Annotated in this window: 15 protein-coding genes; 5 read left to right on the top strand and 10 right to left on the bottom strand. The window is 44.0% G+C overall.

The window, feature by feature from the left end:
* Positions 1 to 61: 61 nt before the first annotated feature.
* The 3 genes from BCU34_RS19595 to BCU34_RS19585 all read right to left on the bottom strand — a co-directional run bounded on the left by BCU34_RS19595 (position 62) and on the right by BCU34_RS19585 (position 3250).
* Entirely contained in the window at positions 62 to 1273 is a 1212-nt protein-coding gene (locus BCU34_RS19595; protein ID WP_102480564.1) for an acetyl-CoA C-acetyltransferase, read from the bottom strand.
* A gap of 25 nt (positions 1274 to 1298) precedes the next feature.
* On the bottom strand, positions 1299 to 2039 hold the full coding sequence (locus tag BCU34_RS19590; RefSeq protein WP_102530298.1) for an SDR family oxidoreductase: 741 nt from the start codon (positions 2037 to 2039) through the stop codon (positions 1299 to 1301).
* Positions 2040 to 2569: 530 nt separating this feature from the next.
* Positions 2570 to 3250, bottom strand: coding sequence for an SH3 domain-containing protein (locus tag BCU34_RS19585; RefSeq protein WP_102478549.1), 681 nt, complete (start codon positions 3248 to 3250; stop codon positions 2570 to 2572).
* Between the two features lie 96 nt (positions 3251 to 3346).
* Here BCU34_RS19585 and BCU34_RS19580 point away from each other — a divergent pair, with 96 nt between their 5' ends.
* Together BCU34_RS19580 and BCU34_RS19575 are read left to right on the top strand one after the other, a co-directional pair.
* Positions 3347 to 3922, top strand: a complete 576-nt coding sequence (locus BCU34_RS19580) for a hypothetical protein (protein ID WP_102478550.1) — start codon at positions 3347 to 3349, stop codon at positions 3920 to 3922.
* A gap of 268 nt (positions 3923 to 4190) precedes the next feature.
* On the top strand, positions 4191 to 4433 hold the full coding sequence (locus BCU34_RS19575; RefSeq protein WP_017062621.1) for a hypothetical protein: 243 nt from the start codon (positions 4191 to 4193) through the stop codon (positions 4431 to 4433).
* A 167-nt stretch (positions 4434 to 4600) separates the two neighbouring features.
* Here BCU34_RS19575 and BCU34_RS19570 read toward each other — a convergent pair whose 3' ends face one another.
* A complete protein-coding gene (locus BCU34_RS19570) occupies positions 4601 to 5059 on the bottom strand; it encodes an Lrp/AsnC family transcriptional regulator (protein ID WP_102478548.1) in 459 nt (152 codons plus the stop codon).
* Between the two features lie 149 nt (positions 5060 to 5208).
* Here BCU34_RS19570 and BCU34_RS19565 point away from each other — a divergent pair, with 149 nt between their 5' ends.
* Both BCU34_RS19565 and BCU34_RS19560 read left to right on the top strand, forming a co-directional pair.
* The gene (locus BCU34_RS19565; protein ID WP_048666318.1) at positions 5209 to 6138 is read left to right on the top strand and encodes a DMT family transporter; all 930 of its coding nucleotides are present in this window, start codon (positions 5209 to 5211) and stop codon (positions 6136 to 6138) included.
* Positions 6139 to 6284: 146 nt separating this feature from the next.
* Positions 6285 to 6749 carry an exoribonuclease R gene (locus BCU34_RS19560; protein WP_102431710.1) on the top strand — a complete coding sequence of 155 codons (465 nt, stop codon included), beginning with the start codon at positions 6285 to 6287 and terminating at the stop codon, positions 6747 to 6749.
* 49 nt (positions 6750 to 6798) lie between these two features.
* On the opposite strand, the gene BCU34_RS19555 is transcribed toward BCU34_RS19560, so the two are convergent.
* From BCU34_RS19555 to BCU34_RS19535, 5 genes are all read right to left on the bottom strand, one after another.
* Positions 6799 to 8160: a sensor histidine kinase gene (locus BCU34_RS19555; protein WP_102478547.1), complete on the bottom strand. Its 1362-nt coding sequence runs from the start codon at positions 8158 to 8160 to the stop codon at positions 6799 to 6801.
* Positions 8161 to 8205: 45 nt separating this feature from the next.
* On the bottom strand, positions 8206 to 8937 hold the full coding sequence (locus tag BCU34_RS19550; protein ID WP_102478546.1) for a response regulator transcription factor: 732 nt from the start codon (positions 8935 to 8937) through the stop codon (positions 8206 to 8208).
* Positions 8938 to 9018: 81 nt separating this feature from the next.
* Positions 9019 to 9699: a spondin domain-containing protein gene (locus tag BCU34_RS19545; RefSeq protein ID WP_102478545.1), complete on the bottom strand. Its 681-nt coding sequence runs from the start codon at positions 9697 to 9699 to the stop codon at positions 9019 to 9021.
* A 9-nt stretch (positions 9700 to 9708) separates the two neighbouring features.
* A complete protein-coding gene (locus BCU34_RS19540) occupies positions 9709 to 10392 on the bottom strand; it encodes a spondin domain-containing protein (protein WP_102478544.1) in 684 nt (227 codons plus the stop codon).
* Positions 10393 to 10775: 383 nt separating this feature from the next.
* Positions 10776 to 11117 (bottom strand): YggL family protein, encoded by a 342-nt coding sequence (locus BCU34_RS19535; protein WP_057623238.1) that lies wholly within the window; start codon positions 11115 to 11117, stop codon positions 10776 to 10778.
* A 520-nt stretch (positions 11118 to 11637) separates the two neighbouring features.
* Here BCU34_RS19535 and BCU34_RS19530 point away from each other — a divergent pair.
* The gene (locus BCU34_RS19530; RefSeq protein WP_102478543.1) at positions 11638 to 13665 is read left to right on the top strand and encodes a PhoX family protein; all 2028 of its coding nucleotides are present in this window, start codon (positions 11638 to 11640) and stop codon (positions 13663 to 13665) included.
* 177 nt (positions 13666 to 13842) lie between these two features.
* Here the strand turns inward: BCU34_RS19530 and BCU34_RS19525 are convergent, their stop codons facing one another.
* Complete coding sequence (locus BCU34_RS19525) at positions 13843 to 14463, bottom strand: LysE family translocator (protein ID WP_048662612.1); 621 nt, start codon at positions 14461 to 14463, stop codon at positions 13843 to 13845.
* Between the last annotated feature and the right edge of the window lie 21 nt (positions 14464 to 14484).

The raw sequence follows: 14484 nt of genomic DNA, 5'->3' as shown, positions 1-14484 counted from the left end.
ACTCACGATGCTTTGCAAAGCTGAATCGATCTTTTTAAGCTTGCCACCGATATGTCAGGTTCTAACCTTCCATACCTTTTAGCAAAACAGCGGTTCCCATTCCTCCACCCACACAGAGTGAAGCAACGCCATAAGTCGTTTTCTGTTCAAGCATTTCATGGATGAGTGAAACAATGATTCGATTGCCTGAAGCACCTAAAGGATGGCCAAGCGCGATTGCACCACCATTCACGTTGACCTTTGGTTTGAACGCATCAAGCGGTAAATCATGCTGCTCTGACAATTGGTACATCACGCCAAGAGCTTGAGCTGCAAACGCTTCATTCAATTCAAACAAATCTACTTCTTCTAGAGTTAGATTCGCCTTATCAAGCGTTTTCGAAACAGCTTCTACGGGTCCTAAACCCATGATCTTTGGGTCCAGACCAGACTGTGCGTAACTGGTCAGTTCCACTAAAGGTGTTAGACCATGTTTCGCTACCGCAGATTCAGACGCTAAGATGATTGCACTCGCGCCATCATTGATGCCCGAAGCGTTACCAGCCGTGACTGTTCCTTCACGGTCAAAGGCAGGACGAAGCTTTTGTAGACCTTCGAAGGTTGCATCTGACTTCGGGTACTCATCGGTATCAAAAGTGACAGTTTGTCGACGCTGCTTAACTGCTACAGGCACAATTTGATCGTTAAACTTACCTGCTTCAATCGCCGCGACTGCTTTCTGTTGGCTTTCTAGGGCATAGTTATCTTGAGCAAGGCGAGAAATATTCAACGTATTCGCGATATTTTCAGCGGTCATGCCCATGTGGTAGTGATTAAACGCATCGGTTAAGCCATCACCAACCAGTAAGTCTTTCATTGAGATGTCACCCATTTTGTGACCATTACGAACGCTCGCTGGAACCACAAAAGGAATTTGGGACATCACTTCAACGCCAGCAGCAATAACCAATTCAGCATCTTGTGCTTTGATGTGCGCCGCGGCGTCCATCACTGATTTCATGCCGCTGCCGCAAATCATGTTCACACCGTATGCTGGTGTTTCCTCAGGAAGCCCCGCATAGATGGAAGCCTGACGCGCAACGCCCATACCTTGACCAGCAGAAATCACGTTACCGACAATCACTTCATCAATGACATCTAGGGGAAGGTCTACTGAATCTAGAGCACCTTTGATCGCTACACCAGCCAATTCACCTGCGTTAACGTTTTTCAATGACCCCGTAAATGAACCAATTGGTGTGCGTTTCGCTGCAACAATAAATACTTTTTCCATTATTCAATTCCTGTCAGTTTCGCCATTAGTGCATGTACAAGCCGCCATTCACAGACAATGTCTCGCCTGTAATGTACGCGCCAGATTCACTCGCTAAAAAACCCACTGCATCTGCAATTTCAACAGGTGTTGCTAAGCGTTTCATCGGGATTTGGTTCTTGATTGAATCCAGTACTTCAGGTTTCATTTGCTCAACCATTGGCGTTGCAGTGTAACCAGGGGCAATCACGTTCACTGTCACACCGCTACGAGCACCTTCCGCTGCTAAAGCTTTAGAGAACCCAATCATTCCAGCTTTCGCTGCCGAGTAATTAGTTTGTCCGAATTGACCTTTAAGACCATTTACTGAAGATATATTGATGACTCGGCAGTTACCCTTTTCACACATAGGAGCGAACAGAGGTTGAGTCACGTTGAACAAACTGTTTAAGTTCGTTTCGATAACCTCTTTCCACGCTTCGGCATCCATCTTTTTAAATACGCTATCACGTGTAATACCTGCGTTATTGACTAGCACATCCACCGTGCCTTCTTGTTCTAACAACTTGCTTAAGCTCAGCGCACATTCCGCGGTATTAGTAACATCTAATTCAAACAATCTCACTTGGTCTTCGGTGAATTGTTTTTCATTAAACCAATCCAATGCACATTGGTAGTTTCCAGTAAAATAAGTCGCGATAACACGATAGCCGTCTGCAACTAATTTAGAGGAAATTGCTGAGCCGATACCGCCTTTTGACCCTGTAATTAAAGCAAGTTTTTTCATTAATGGTTCCATCCCTTACAAGCAATTAAATAACAATAATGTTAATAAGATAATGTCTTAGTTGATAATTAAACTTTACGTTTTGCTTTAATTAAACCCTACAACTCAAAATCAAAAAATATTATTACAAATGGAAAATATTTATATCTTATGATTGAAAACTTGACTTCCCTCTCAAAATCAATGAAATGTTGCGAACATGTAAATCAATGCAAGGTGCTGATATCATTAGGATTTATTTACTTTTAACTTTATCACCAAGTAGGTAAGTCATTGTTAATAGGAGATAAACCTATATTTTTTAGCTTGTTTCAAGAAGAATGCAAAGTGAGAATTTGAAATGATTGACCATGGGAATAATAACAAAAATCTTATTATCCATTAATAAATGGTTCATTATCATTCTATATGAACTTCAATATAATTAACGTTCTGAATTGGAAAACTTAACATTATGGATAGGCAAAAAAAAGCCCACTCAATCTATGAGTGGGCTTAATTAAAATCATTAATAAATAGAGCGTGGGTTGCTACTTCGTAAATATTTCATTTGTATTTACATCAAGATAAATTTTGTTTTCAATGGACAACCCGCCACAATAAATAAAATAAACATCTCGATTGCTGTACTTAACCGATTTCACCCATCCGCCGAGTTCTTCAAAATCACTTGGGGCACACTCCCCTTCAGAGATCAGTTTAGCCACCGAATTACGGAATTTCTCTTGATGGATCTTGAGGTCATCAGACTTAACCAAATAGGAATCTAATATCTCTTTGCTTTCTTTTTCTGAGATAATCACTTCATCATTAGATAGGCCTGACATAGACACCCATTCAGCTGCCTGCGGGCCACCTTCTTTGAGAACAATATAATCAGAGATACGAGCCCATTCGCCTTGTTTCTCTAATACTTCGACTTTTTCACCTTTGTAGAGATAATCTGTTATCAACCCATCAATTTCAGGTTGCTCTACCACTTCAAGCTTTCTATCCAAAACGTAAAATTCCGTCTGTTCTGGTTCAGGCTGCAGATCCATGATGGGTGCCAGGTCGAATTCTGACTGCTGAGTAACTTCTACAGCTGGCTGTTCCATTTTCTCTGGTAGAATTGGGTCTTTATTCATGACCAAGAAGTAATACGCAGCTCCTCCTCCGCCCAATATTAACAACACAAGTAAAGCGATCAGCGCTTTTTTCATCAAATCCACCAGCTCTTCCGTTTTAGGTATCTTTCAAGTGTACATCAACTCATGCTGCTGCTCATCTATACTCTCTATAGAGAACGCGGTAAGCAGAGGAAAGTCATGAGTTTTTGGGTGAAGGTTATCACTGTGTGTGTACCTTTGAGTGCTAATGTCGTGCTAGCAAACCAATGTAGCAGTGAAAACTGGCAACTACTGCTGGATCGCCAGCTCTCATTTGAAGGACGTTACAACCAATACACCAAAGAATTCAACCAAGTTCTCTCAACCTACAAGTCACAAACGCTGTTATCCAAACATTTCACCAAAAAGCAGATCATTGAGCTTTGGGCAAAGTACGAGCAAAGGTTTAATGTACAGCTCAATAGTCATATGAATACCGCTTACGATGTCTCTGAGGTTCTATTAAAACAGGCATACGTTGTGTCTACCGAGTTAGATGGAGCTGAGTCTCTCACACACTCTTGGCAAGCCGTCGCTAAACATTGTGCTAGAGCAAAACTACCGAGACAAACAGAAAGTGCACAAGTGCACGTACAAAGCTCACAATCACTCTCCCGAGATCTCCATACACTCAGTGAAAAATTCCGGCAGCTGTCGTCAATATACCGTAGAGAAGCTACGATGATTGATGAAGCACGCCACACAAACCAACCAATAAGCGATGTATCAAACTGAAGAAGCCATTAGATCACCTCACTGTTTGACTGGACTTTTCCGATTAATATGCTCTACCCACTTCATACTATTCTAAGAGCTCGCTAATCAAAGATTTATCAATAAGTTGTAAAACTAATGTGCTAACTATCAACAATAAAGTTCAATTTCCGACCAATGCAAGCGAGTATGTGAGATATTCATCACAAAATAGATTTACAAACGCCAGAAAATTGTTATCATGAATCTTCATATAACTTAATAACAAGAAACATTTTGGCTAGGTAATATGCAAAAGACTATGGCTTTCAACTGCTTGAGTAACACGGAATGGACTGCAGAGATAAGAGGTAAACTTTTATCTGTAGCTAAACACATGGAAGAGTTCGGTTCAGTAAGTGAGCTAGAGCTATGTAAGATATTTGGAGAAACAATTTGGAATGATGGTGTGGATTACCATTCACATGCTTTTTCATTCAGAATTAATGCACAAACTGGGGATTGTTCAATCTCTAACTTTAAGTATCACTAAGTTTTGCACCTACATATACGGAGTACCTTTCACGAGGTGCTCCGTTTTTTATTGCCGTGAGTTTGTCATCCTGTGAGAGATGTTTGGTAACTTTCTCGCTCTTCTTTAAAGATAAAACCATTTCGTTTCAGCTCACTTTACCGCCGCGTTACTGCTCTTATTTTGGTTTAATCGGTATAAATTGGCAGTGGCGCGTTGCCTTTTACTTGTCTTATCGCAAGGTGAGTATGAATGTCTTTCACGTTAGAGAGCCTTTGAAGTTTTCTTGTAAATGCCTCGTAGGCCATCAAGTTTGGGCTAACCACTTCCAAGAGATAATCATATGCCCCAGATACAACGTGGCAACTGATAACCTCTTCCATCTCTACAACAGCGCCTTCGAACTTATCGATCGACACTTCTTGGTGGTTGTTTAGGCTCACTTCGACAAACACACTCATCGCCACACCCACCTTCTCTCGCGATAAGCTCACGCGGTAACTGTCGATAATGCCTTTTTCTTCAAGCCTTTTGATACGTCTAGCACAAGGTGACGGGGATAAGCCTACTTCATCAGCTAACTCTGCCGTGGTCAATCTACCGTCCTTTTGCAGCAACTCGAGAAGATGTCTATCAATTCTGTCCATAGTGAAAGCCATTCATTAGTTAAATTCGTTAACAATTTAAAGAATGTTAGCAGAAATCCGCAATGATAGGTCAAGTTAGAACGAAACTTGCCAACTTAAGGCACGAGCTCTCCTCCATAATTAGTCATCATTCACTTTCATTGTTTATTATGAATCTTGGCTATCTATCAATTACCATCACTCTGCTAATTTGGGCGAGCTTTTTCCTTTCTCTTAAAGGCGGCGCAAATTCAGATTTAACACCTGCAGATATCGCTCTCACAAGATTTCTCATACCGGCTTTGGTTTTATTGCCTCTGATATGGAAAGCACGCAGCGTGATTGCTGAAGTCCCTAAACGGTATCTAACGGGTATGTTTGTCGGTAGCGGATTGCCTTATCTGCTTGTTGCAGGAACGGCCATGCAGTTTGTTCCGGTATCACATGGCAGTGCTCTTGTTCCGGGCACGCTTCCTCTTTTCGTAACAGGAATTGCCGTACTCTTTTTTAAGCAGCCGCTCAGCCGACACCGTGTTGTCGGTTTAGGTTTGGTCTTGCTCGGTATTGTGTTGTTTTTGGGAAGTAGCTTAAGCAGCTTCAACTTTGAGTACACCAAAGGCCATTTGTTGTTTTTATGCGGAAGCTTAATGTGGGCAACGTTTACCATATCTGCCCGTGTCGCTAATCTTAATGCGTTAGTCAGTGCCGGTTTTATTTCGCTCTGCTCTACTTTGCTGTTACTCGTCCTAATCCTAACCGGAACACTCCCAAGCCATCTAATGGATACACCTATCGCTAATTGGCCCTACACAGAGCTTGCCGTTCATTCAGCAGTGCAAGGCGTTGGGGCGGGTTTAATAGCGGCGTTCACTTACCTTTATGCGGTCAATACCTTAGGGGCTGAACGTTCTGCCGCCTTTGGCAGTGCAACCCCCGCAGTAGCGACCTTGTTAGCCATCCCGCTTTTTAACGAGATTCCCGATGCGATGACTTGGCTCGCCCTTGGTTCGATTTGCATTGGCAGTTTGGTTGCGAGCAACATTTTTATGAGAAACGACCAGTCCATGCAATACCAACCGCCAAGTCATAGTAAAGCGTAGCGCTTTTTATATTCACCATTTCCGCTAGTTTTCACGTATGCGGCATCCAGATAAGCCTACAAAGGTAGGCTTATCTAAAATCTGCTTTTTCTAAGCTCGCTTCTCCATTAAACTGTCCGACCTTTTTGCAGATTCAAGAGAACACCATGCAACGCGACTACACCTTAAATTGTTTAATCACCATGCCTCGCCATGAACTAGAAGAATTTAGTTTAAGAATGATCCATCGCCTTGTTCCTGAAGACGCAATGACAGAATTGTTCACGTTCGAACAAGAAGAAGTGACCAGCGAAGAGCGCATGCAGTCAGCAAAATTCGATGCGATGCTGCGAATGACGGCTATCGCGCTTGGTGAAGTGAACCTAGCCTTCTCAGAGTCGGATAACTCGCAACAGAACATCGAGCGAATGACTCGCTTACTGCTTTGGCACTTCTACTCAATTTCTTTCAACCTTGAAGAAGCAATCGCAATCGAAGTGCACTGTGAGAAAGTAGAAAAGATTTTAAAGAATGCACCTAAAGATGCATTTGGTTGGGTTAAAGAATTAACTGAGCTACTTCACTTCTACGCAAAAGTGAACGAAGGTAACGAAGGCAGCAAAGACGCTTAACGTTACTTCTACGTAAATACACACCAAGCTAAACCAAAGGCAGACAGAACTATACCGAAGGCAAGTAAAAGCTTTGCTGAAATGAGTTCTCTGCCTTTGTTGTTTCTAGCACACTGTGATGCAACATCAGTATAGACTGCACGATCTTGGTTCCTATTCCCAATGAACCATTCGGTGCTTCCTGCTCCACCTCATTTTGAATCACCACCTTCACCCGCTTCGAATCCGGTTCTAAATCAACACTCAGTGAAACTACTGTTCCAGTTGGGCTATGCCTCAACGCATTGTCTAGTAAGTTCAAAATCAACCTTTCAAGCAAGTCATTGTCACCAGCTGCTTTTACTCCATCAGGTATATCAACCTTAAGTTCGACATCTTTATGGCGGTACTGACTCTGAATCGTTTCTAAGCACTCGCTAAGCAACCCATTCAAATCTATCGATGCGTAGACAGGATTGTCATGTTTGGCACTGTCGAGCAGTGAATGCAATTGTTCAGACAGTTTATTACCATTGCGATACGCGACATCAATCAGTGAATCCGATTGAGGGTTTTGGATCTTCCATGTTTCTAAGTAACCCAACACACTTGATAACGGTGTTTTCAAATCATGGCTCAGTTGCAATAAACTTTGTCTACGATGTGAAGACTGATACTCAAGCTGTAAGAATTGCTGCTGAATGTGTTTCGCCATCAACTGATAAGAGCGTGCGATCGGCACCAACTCCGGTACTTGATGTATGAAGTTGGGGTCGAGGCGGAAATCTTGCTCTGCTTGCTGTTGTAGCTTATTGGTAACCTCTTCAATAGGGTTCAACAGGCTACGTTTTACGAGCAGGTAAGCGCCAATCGCAAAGCCTAAGATAGAGATCAGCATAAGCCCGGCTAGCGCCATATAAGGCGTATCGACTTGTGAATTGGCAATGACGGTATGGCGGTTACTGCCAATCAACACATACAGATACCCCACCGTAGAACCCAACTCTTCAATCGCAGCAACAGAGAATACCTTACGAGATTCAGGGTTAATCGGGTCTTCACCCAGAATCGGATAAGGCTCGTCATTTAAGAATTGTTTAATGGGTGCTAAGTCTATCTGGTTTGCCAACACAGTGCCCTCTGGTGCGGCGTGTGTCGTGATATTGCCCTGACTGTCGAGAAAGTAGATGTCGAAATCGGGACCAATCAACATCAAGGTATGAAATATGGATTTGAGTGCTTTCGGGTTGTAGTCCGTGCCAATCATCAGAGGATTATCATCACGCATGTGCTGCGCGAGATCTTTATGTAAGCTCTGCTTAGTTCTTTGTTCTATAGTCTCTTTTTGCCAATGATAGGTATAGGCGATAACCACACTCACGAGCAGAAACCACAAACTGGTAAACAGCACTAAACGCGATTTGAAACTCATGCTCTCTCCTCGATGCCTCTTAAGCTTAAGATGCGACACATAACCCTAAACTTTCGATTCGAACTTATAGCCCACACCCCACACGGTTTTGATGAAGTCATCGTCGCTATTCGGCACGGCCAACTTAGTTCTCAAACGGTTAACGGTGCTACACACCGTGTGGTGATACCCAGAATGATCGGTATTCCAAACGTGATTGAGCAGCTCGTCTTTGCTATAGACGCGCCCCGGTCGGGTAGCTAAAAAGTGAAGTAACGTAAACTCGGTTGCGGTAAGTGGGACATCTTGATTATTTAATGAAACCTGATGACGCTCAGGTTGAATGGTAAGCCTGCCAAAACTCATTACGGATTCGGTTGACTGCGGATCTTTCACTATTGCTTCAGAGTGACTTAAGCGACGCAGTATATTCCTTACTCGAGCTTGAAACTCAAGAACGCTGAAAGGCTTGGTAATGTAGTCATCGACCCCTGCTTCTAAGCCTAAGACCTTATCTAGCTCAGTGTCTCTAGCTGTAAGCATCAACACAGGCGCCCAGTCTTCTTGCTGACGTAGCAATCGACAGAAATCAAGACCGTCGCCATCAGGTAAGCCTCGATCAAGCACGATCAAATCAAACTGGCTTCCCTGATATAACGCTTGAGCCTTTTCAATTGAATTGGTTCTTACAACATCATGCCCTTGGAACTTGAGGTGCATCTGCACCAGCTCGGCCAAATCAACGTCGTCTTCGACCAGCAATATGTTTGCCATCAAATTTACCGCAGCACTATTCATTATCCCTGCTCTATTCTGAGTCTGCCCACTTTTCAATTGACCGGAACAGAGCAGGAATTCTTTCATCGTGTGTTCAACTAGTTACTCAGTGCGAGTGATGGTAATTCGCGCACCGGGGTTAAGGAAACGATGGTTGCCACTTAATACGGAGGTCGCAAGACCATCATCTTGGCTAATGACACCAGGATGAAAACTCACTACATCGGTGTCGTCTCGTGTGGTATTAAAGCCCTCACCACCGCCTGCTGGTCCCGGAATGGTTGCAGCAAGCTCATCGTTGAGCTCAGTTCCTGAATCCCACACATTCATGTTCATAACGAACGTGTCGCCCACCGCCAAAGATTTCAGCGATAAACCAGATTCACCAACAAACGCATCATTGGTGTTCACCAACATAGAGGCAACTGAGATATATTCCTCTTGATTTGGGTCGACACGAATAGACACCGTGTCTTGCTCACCCGAAAGAATTAGCCCATTGCCCGAGATGCCTTGATAGACATTAGCGTCGCTGTCTCTAAGCGCGATAAGTTCAGCATTGCTGCCGCCTTCAGCTAAGTATTCAAGGTCAACGGAAGCACTTTGCCCGATTTCAAACAGATCAAAACTGGTGTTGTGCGTCAGCACTGTAAGTGGCGACATAGGTTGGTTGGGCGTGAGGTTAGTAACACTCACATCATAGCGATAGTAATAATCGTCATCATCAGGACAACCGGCTAACACGGCAACAGAGGCAGCGATAAATAGAATTCTAGCTTTCATACATCCCCCTTACTTCACAACAATGGTGATAGTTGCAACAGGGTTTAACCAACGATGACTACTGCTATCGAGGTCACTTATACCGCCCGCCGCGTCACTATCACCAATGTTACCCGGATGAATATGAACCTTAGTGTTAGACACGGCAGTCTCTACACCAGTACCACCAGCACCAAAGGTAATAAAGGGAGGATTTGGCATACTGCCTGCCAACTCATCATTGGCTTCTGTACCTGCGTCATAACCATTGAGTGTGGCTTTGTAGGTGCCCGCTTGAGTTGGGATCTTCCAACTGTCTAATCCAACAAAGCCATCATTGGTCGGCAACAACATCGCGCCGAGTGACAAGTAAGCTAAATCACCCGTATCGATATCAAACGTAGTTGCGACGCCTGGATTGAGAATTCCGGCTGCTGGATTCTCAACCACCACGCCGCCCGCGTTAGCAATAACACTAGATAGACCTGAAATATCGCCACCTTCCGCCATGGATTCCAACTCAGCAGAAGCTGCCTCCCCCGTTCTAAACATGAACAAGCTTGAATCATGAGCCGCAGCCAAGATTGGCGTAAAGTAGATCCCTTTTGTGGCATTGGTGACAGTCACCTCAAGCTGGGCTGCCTGAGCTTGAACAGCCCCAAAAGCGAACATCGCTGAGCCAATCACTAAGCTGATTTGAGTACGTTTATTCATTTTGATTCCATCCTTTATCGAGTCCTTTCGTGACTGGCGAATCAATAACATCGAAAGACGTGTTATCTAGTCAGCCACGAACAGTGGTGTTGTTGACTCTAAGAATGGCGATCAAATCTATCAGCAACTTCATTGAATTCTCATAAAAGTCTCACAAGTTTATCCAAACTTATTACAGCCCAGATAAGTAGCCATAGAGCACTGATATTTAAGAGAAATTAGTCGCCTCACAAAGCAAAAGGGAAACATAAAAAAAGAATATGAAAGGAAGAAAACGCAAAAAGGCCGAATCGACATACCGATTCGGCCTCTGTTTTTGTGTATTGTTGCTCGTTCTAAAAGTCGTATAGACCTCTAAGCAAAGCTAACAGAACAACATCAATTTAGAACGCGTAGTTTGCGTCAATAAGCTCGCTTACTTCAACTTTCGTTACTTCAGCACGCGCTTCAAGCCATTGTGCAACTTGCAGTTGCTCTGCTTCTGTCACTGAACGGTAGCGCTCAATAGAGCATAAGAAACCTTCAAACAGCTCAAGACCACCGCCACCAAAGCACAGACCGATGCTGTCGATGAAATCGATGAACTCGTCAATGAACACATCGTATTGATCAAAATCAGTAATCGATGTCTTGCAGCTTACTTCAAAACCCAGAATCGCGAATTCACCTAGGTATAGCTTTTTGCGTAGGCGACGATTTTTGTTTTCGATTTTATCTAATTTCATAACTGTCTCTCTTTTCATTTGATTAAGCATTTATACACAGTTCTAACCCAATCCCCAAGTGTTTTGTCTTGCATGAGAAGTGTTATGGCAAAAATCGTGCTACAGAAACAAAAGCTTAATGAAAACTATAAAAATCTGTCACTTAACTGCTTCACGATTGGTCACACATTTACCCAACTTATTAACCAATTAATTAGGGCGTGTTGATCTTTTGAGCTGATTTTTGCAGCGAGTTGCTGGGTATTTATACAAGGCAGAGGCTTCGATGTGTAGCTAGCCTACATGAGAAGCCGATAACGCAGTAGAAATGACCAGCAAACGCTGCCCGAAGGGTTCGGCTAAAAGCGTTTTACTCTTTGTTGAGGAGGATTTGCTTAGAATGACTAGGCTACTTCCCCCTCGCCGCGATTAAGACGCTTTTATCTCGAACAAAATTTAACCGCAAAAGGTCAACACGCCCTAGTAGGCGGGTAAGTCATAAATAACGAATAATAAAGTCAGCCAATAGGAAGCAGTCGCGATGAGCAAGGAAACATTTGATAGCACTCGTTTTAACAAGAGTAAAAACAAACCCTTCGAAGAAGTTCTAGATGCAAATCTTTCAAGAAGAAATGTATTAAAAGGCGGTTTAGGCATCAGTGCAATGACCGCTTTTGGCGCGTTTGGTTTAGCGGGTCACAGCACAGCTAACGCCGCAACAATGCAAGCAACAGGCGCGCAGAAAAGCACCGCGACTCTAGCGTTTGAATCGGTTAAAGGCTCATTGACTGACAGTGTTGTCGTACCGAAAGGTTACACAGCACAAGTGCTTGTTCCTTGGGGTACGCCACTTAACAAGCAAGGTAATGCTTGGTTAAAAGACGGTACAAACAACGCACAAGACCAAGCCAACGCACTGGGAATGCACCACGATGGCATGCACTTCTTCCCACTCGACGGCAACAGCAATGACGGTTTGTTGGTGATCAACCACGAATACATTGACCAAAAAGCCCTGCACGCTAATGGCCCTACATACAATGAAGGCGCTCGTCCTAACATTGATGAAGTACGTAAAGAGATCAACGCACACGGCGTGAGTGTGGTTCGCGTTAAGCTTGAAGGCAATCAATGGGTAATAGTCGATAACGATCCACTTAACCGTCGCTACACAGGCGCAACTGTGATGGACCTGTCTGGCCCTGTCGCTCACAGTGAGTTTACCAAAACCAAATTCTCACAAGACGGTAGCCAAGCTCGTGGAACATTGAATAACTGTGGCAACGGCTACACACCTTGGGGCACTTACCTAACTTGTGAAGAGAACTGGCCAGGTTACTTCGTCAATAAAGGTACAACGACACCAGCTCAAGAACGTATCGGTATCGCTACTGACAAAACTCGCTACGGTTGGGACACACTTTCTGGTGACAAACAAGAACGCTTGGATGAGTTCGCACGTTTTGATGTAACACCAACCGCTGATTCACCAATGGACGATTACCGTAATGAAGCACACGGTCACGGCTACATTGTTGAAATCGACCCATACACAGCAAACTCTCGCGCTAAAAAACGTTCTGCACTGGGTTGTTTCCGTCACGAAGGCTGTACATTTGGTAAGTTGACCGAAGGAGAACCGATCGTATTCTACTCTGGCCACGATTCTCGTTTCGAATACCTCTACAAATTTGTTTCTGAAGCAAAATGGGACCCGCGTGACGCTGAGCCAAGCAACCGCCTAAGCGCGGGCGACAAATACATGGACAAAGGCACGCTTTACGTCGCTAAGTTCAACGACGACGGTTCAGGTACATGGTTACCATTAACACTCAGCAGCAAAACCACAAACGGCGGCAAGCTAGGTGATTCATATGACTCTCAAGCCGCACTTATCGTTAATACCGCAGGCGCAGCCGACCTTGTAGGCGCAACGCCAATGGATCGTCCTGAATGGTGCTCTGTAGACCCAATGACAGGTACGGCTTACTTAACGCTAACGAACAACAATAAGCGCAAAGAAGCCAATTCAGCGAACCCTCGCGTAAACAACAAGTTTGGTCATGTTATCCGCTGGGATGAAGGTAAAACGGCTGGCGAATTCGATTGGGATATCTTTGTATTCGGCTCTCCAGCAGTGGAAGATAAATCTATCAACCGCTCAGGACTAACAGACATGAACCAATTCGCGAGCCCTGACGGCTTAGCGTTTGATGCTCGTGGCATTTTGTGGATTCAGACAGATAACGGTGCAGACGAAGTTACTGGGTACACCAACGACCAAATGCTGGCAGTAGTTCCATCTCAGTTAACGGACGACAAAGGCAACAGCGCGGTGATTGATGCAAACAACCAGGCACAGCTTAAACGCTTCTTTGTGGGTCCAAACGGTTGTGAAGTTACGGGCTTTACCATTAGCCCAGATTTCAAATCACTATTTGTGAACATTCAACACCCTGCAAACTGGCCATCGTCTGAAGATGCAACAGCTCAAACTCAAGGCAATGTTCGCCCACGAGCATCTACCGTTGTGATTCGTCGTGAAGACGGCGGTGAAATAGCTGTTTAATACTTAGGCTAACTAAGATTAGAAACACTTCGGTTATCTAGTTTCCGTTACCTAGCTAAGTAGAATCAAAAAGAGCGATAAGGTTAAATGCCCTATCGCTCTTTTTATATTCGGTCAGTTCTTCGATTCAACAGAGAACCCGTGACTTCGTAAACGACTCGTTGTCGATGCTCAGAATTAACTCACGAACAACCACACACCCACGCCCATCATCAAGGTGCCCGCAATGCGGTTCATTAACTTAACGTTATCGGCTTTGCCCAGCATATGTTTTAAGCTCTTTCCACCTGTCGCGTACAGAGTCATGCAAACAAATTCAGAAGCTAAGATAATAGAAACCAGAATCATCAACTGAGGTGCTAAATCTTTACTGCTGTTGATAAAAGGAGGCAGCAGAGAAATCATAAACGCCCAGCCTTTCGGGTTTGCAATCGCAGTAACAAAGCCTTGAACCACCAAGTCCCAATCATTGCTGACTTTGGTTGTTTGATTATCAGTACTGATCGCCAGTTTTCCTCTTGAACGCCACATCTGAACACCCAAGTAGAACAAGTACCCTGCACCCACAAACTTGAAGCCTGTAAATAGCCATGGGTAATTCAGCATAATAGACGCGATACCTAATACTGCGGCCACTGAAACTACCGCGACGCCAGCCAGCTCACCGACCATCATCCATAATGTACGCTTGTAACCGATGCTCATGCCCAGTGTTAACGCCAAGGTCATACACATACCGGGCGTGATTGATACAAAGAAAAACGTGGGAATAAAAGCCCAAAGTAGCGCGCTATCCATATTATTACCTTATCGACTTAT

Origin of the sequence: Vibrio sp. 10N.286.45.E10, from assembly GCF_002874195.2 — a bacterium.
Lineage (GTDB): Bacteria > Pseudomonadota > Gammaproteobacteria > Enterobacterales > Vibrionaceae > Vibrio > Vibrio crassostreae.
This window is presented reverse-complemented; position numbering and strand designations above follow the sequence as displayed.

Bases quoted from the DNA above. Each gene is read 5' to 3' on its own strand.
- BCU34_RS19555 (WP_102478547.1), bottom strand. From the start codon at position 8,160: ATGAGTTTCAAATCGCGTTTAGTGCTGTTTACCAGTTTGTGGTTTCTG.
- BCU34_RS19540 (WP_102478544.1), bottom strand. From the start codon at position 10,392: ATGAATAAACGTACTCAAATCAGCTTAGTGATTGGCTCAGCGATGTTC.
- BCU34_RS19535 (WP_057623238.1), bottom strand. From the start codon at position 11,117: ATGAAATTAGATAAAATCGAAAACAAAAATCGTCGCCTACGCAAAAAG.
- BCU34_RS19570 (WP_102478548.1), bottom strand. From the start codon at position 5,059: ATGGACAGAATTGATAGACATCTTCTCGAGTTGCTGCAAAAGGACGGT.
- BCU34_RS19525 (WP_048662612.1), bottom strand. From the start codon at position 14,463: ATGGATAGCGCGCTACTTTGGGCTTTTATTCCCACGTTTTTCTTTGTA.
- BCU34_RS19550 (WP_102478546.1), bottom strand. From the start codon at position 8,937: ATGAATAGTGCTGCGGTAAATTTGATGGCAAACATATTGCTGGTCGAA.
- BCU34_RS19580 (WP_102478550.1), top strand. From the start codon at position 3,347: ATGAGTTTTTGGGTGAAGGTTATCACTGTGTGTGTACCTTTGAGTGCT.
- BCU34_RS19595 (WP_102480564.1), bottom strand. From the start codon at position 1,273: ATGGAAAAAGTATTTATTGTTGCAGCGAAACGCACACCAATTGGTTCA.
- BCU34_RS19545 (WP_102478545.1), bottom strand. From the start codon at position 9,699: ATGAAAGCTAGAATTCTATTTATCGCTGCCTCTGTTGCCGTGTTAGCC.
- BCU34_RS19560 (WP_102431710.1), top strand. From the start codon at position 6,285: ATGCAACGCGACTACACCTTAAATTGTTTAATCACCATGCCTCGCCAT.
- BCU34_RS19530 (WP_102478543.1), top strand. From the start codon at position 11,638: ATGAGCAAGGAAACATTTGATAGCACTCGTTTTAACAAGAGTAAAAAC.
- BCU34_RS19565 (WP_048666318.1), top strand. From the start codon at position 5,209: ATGAATCTTGGCTATCTATCAATTACCATCACTCTGCTAATTTGGGCG.
- BCU34_RS19575 (WP_017062621.1), top strand. From the start codon at position 4,191: ATGCAAAAGACTATGGCTTTCAACTGCTTGAGTAACACGGAATGGACT.
- BCU34_RS19590 (WP_102530298.1), bottom strand. From the start codon at position 2,039: ATGAAAAAACTTGCTTTAATTACAGGGTCAAAAGGCGGTATCGGCTCA.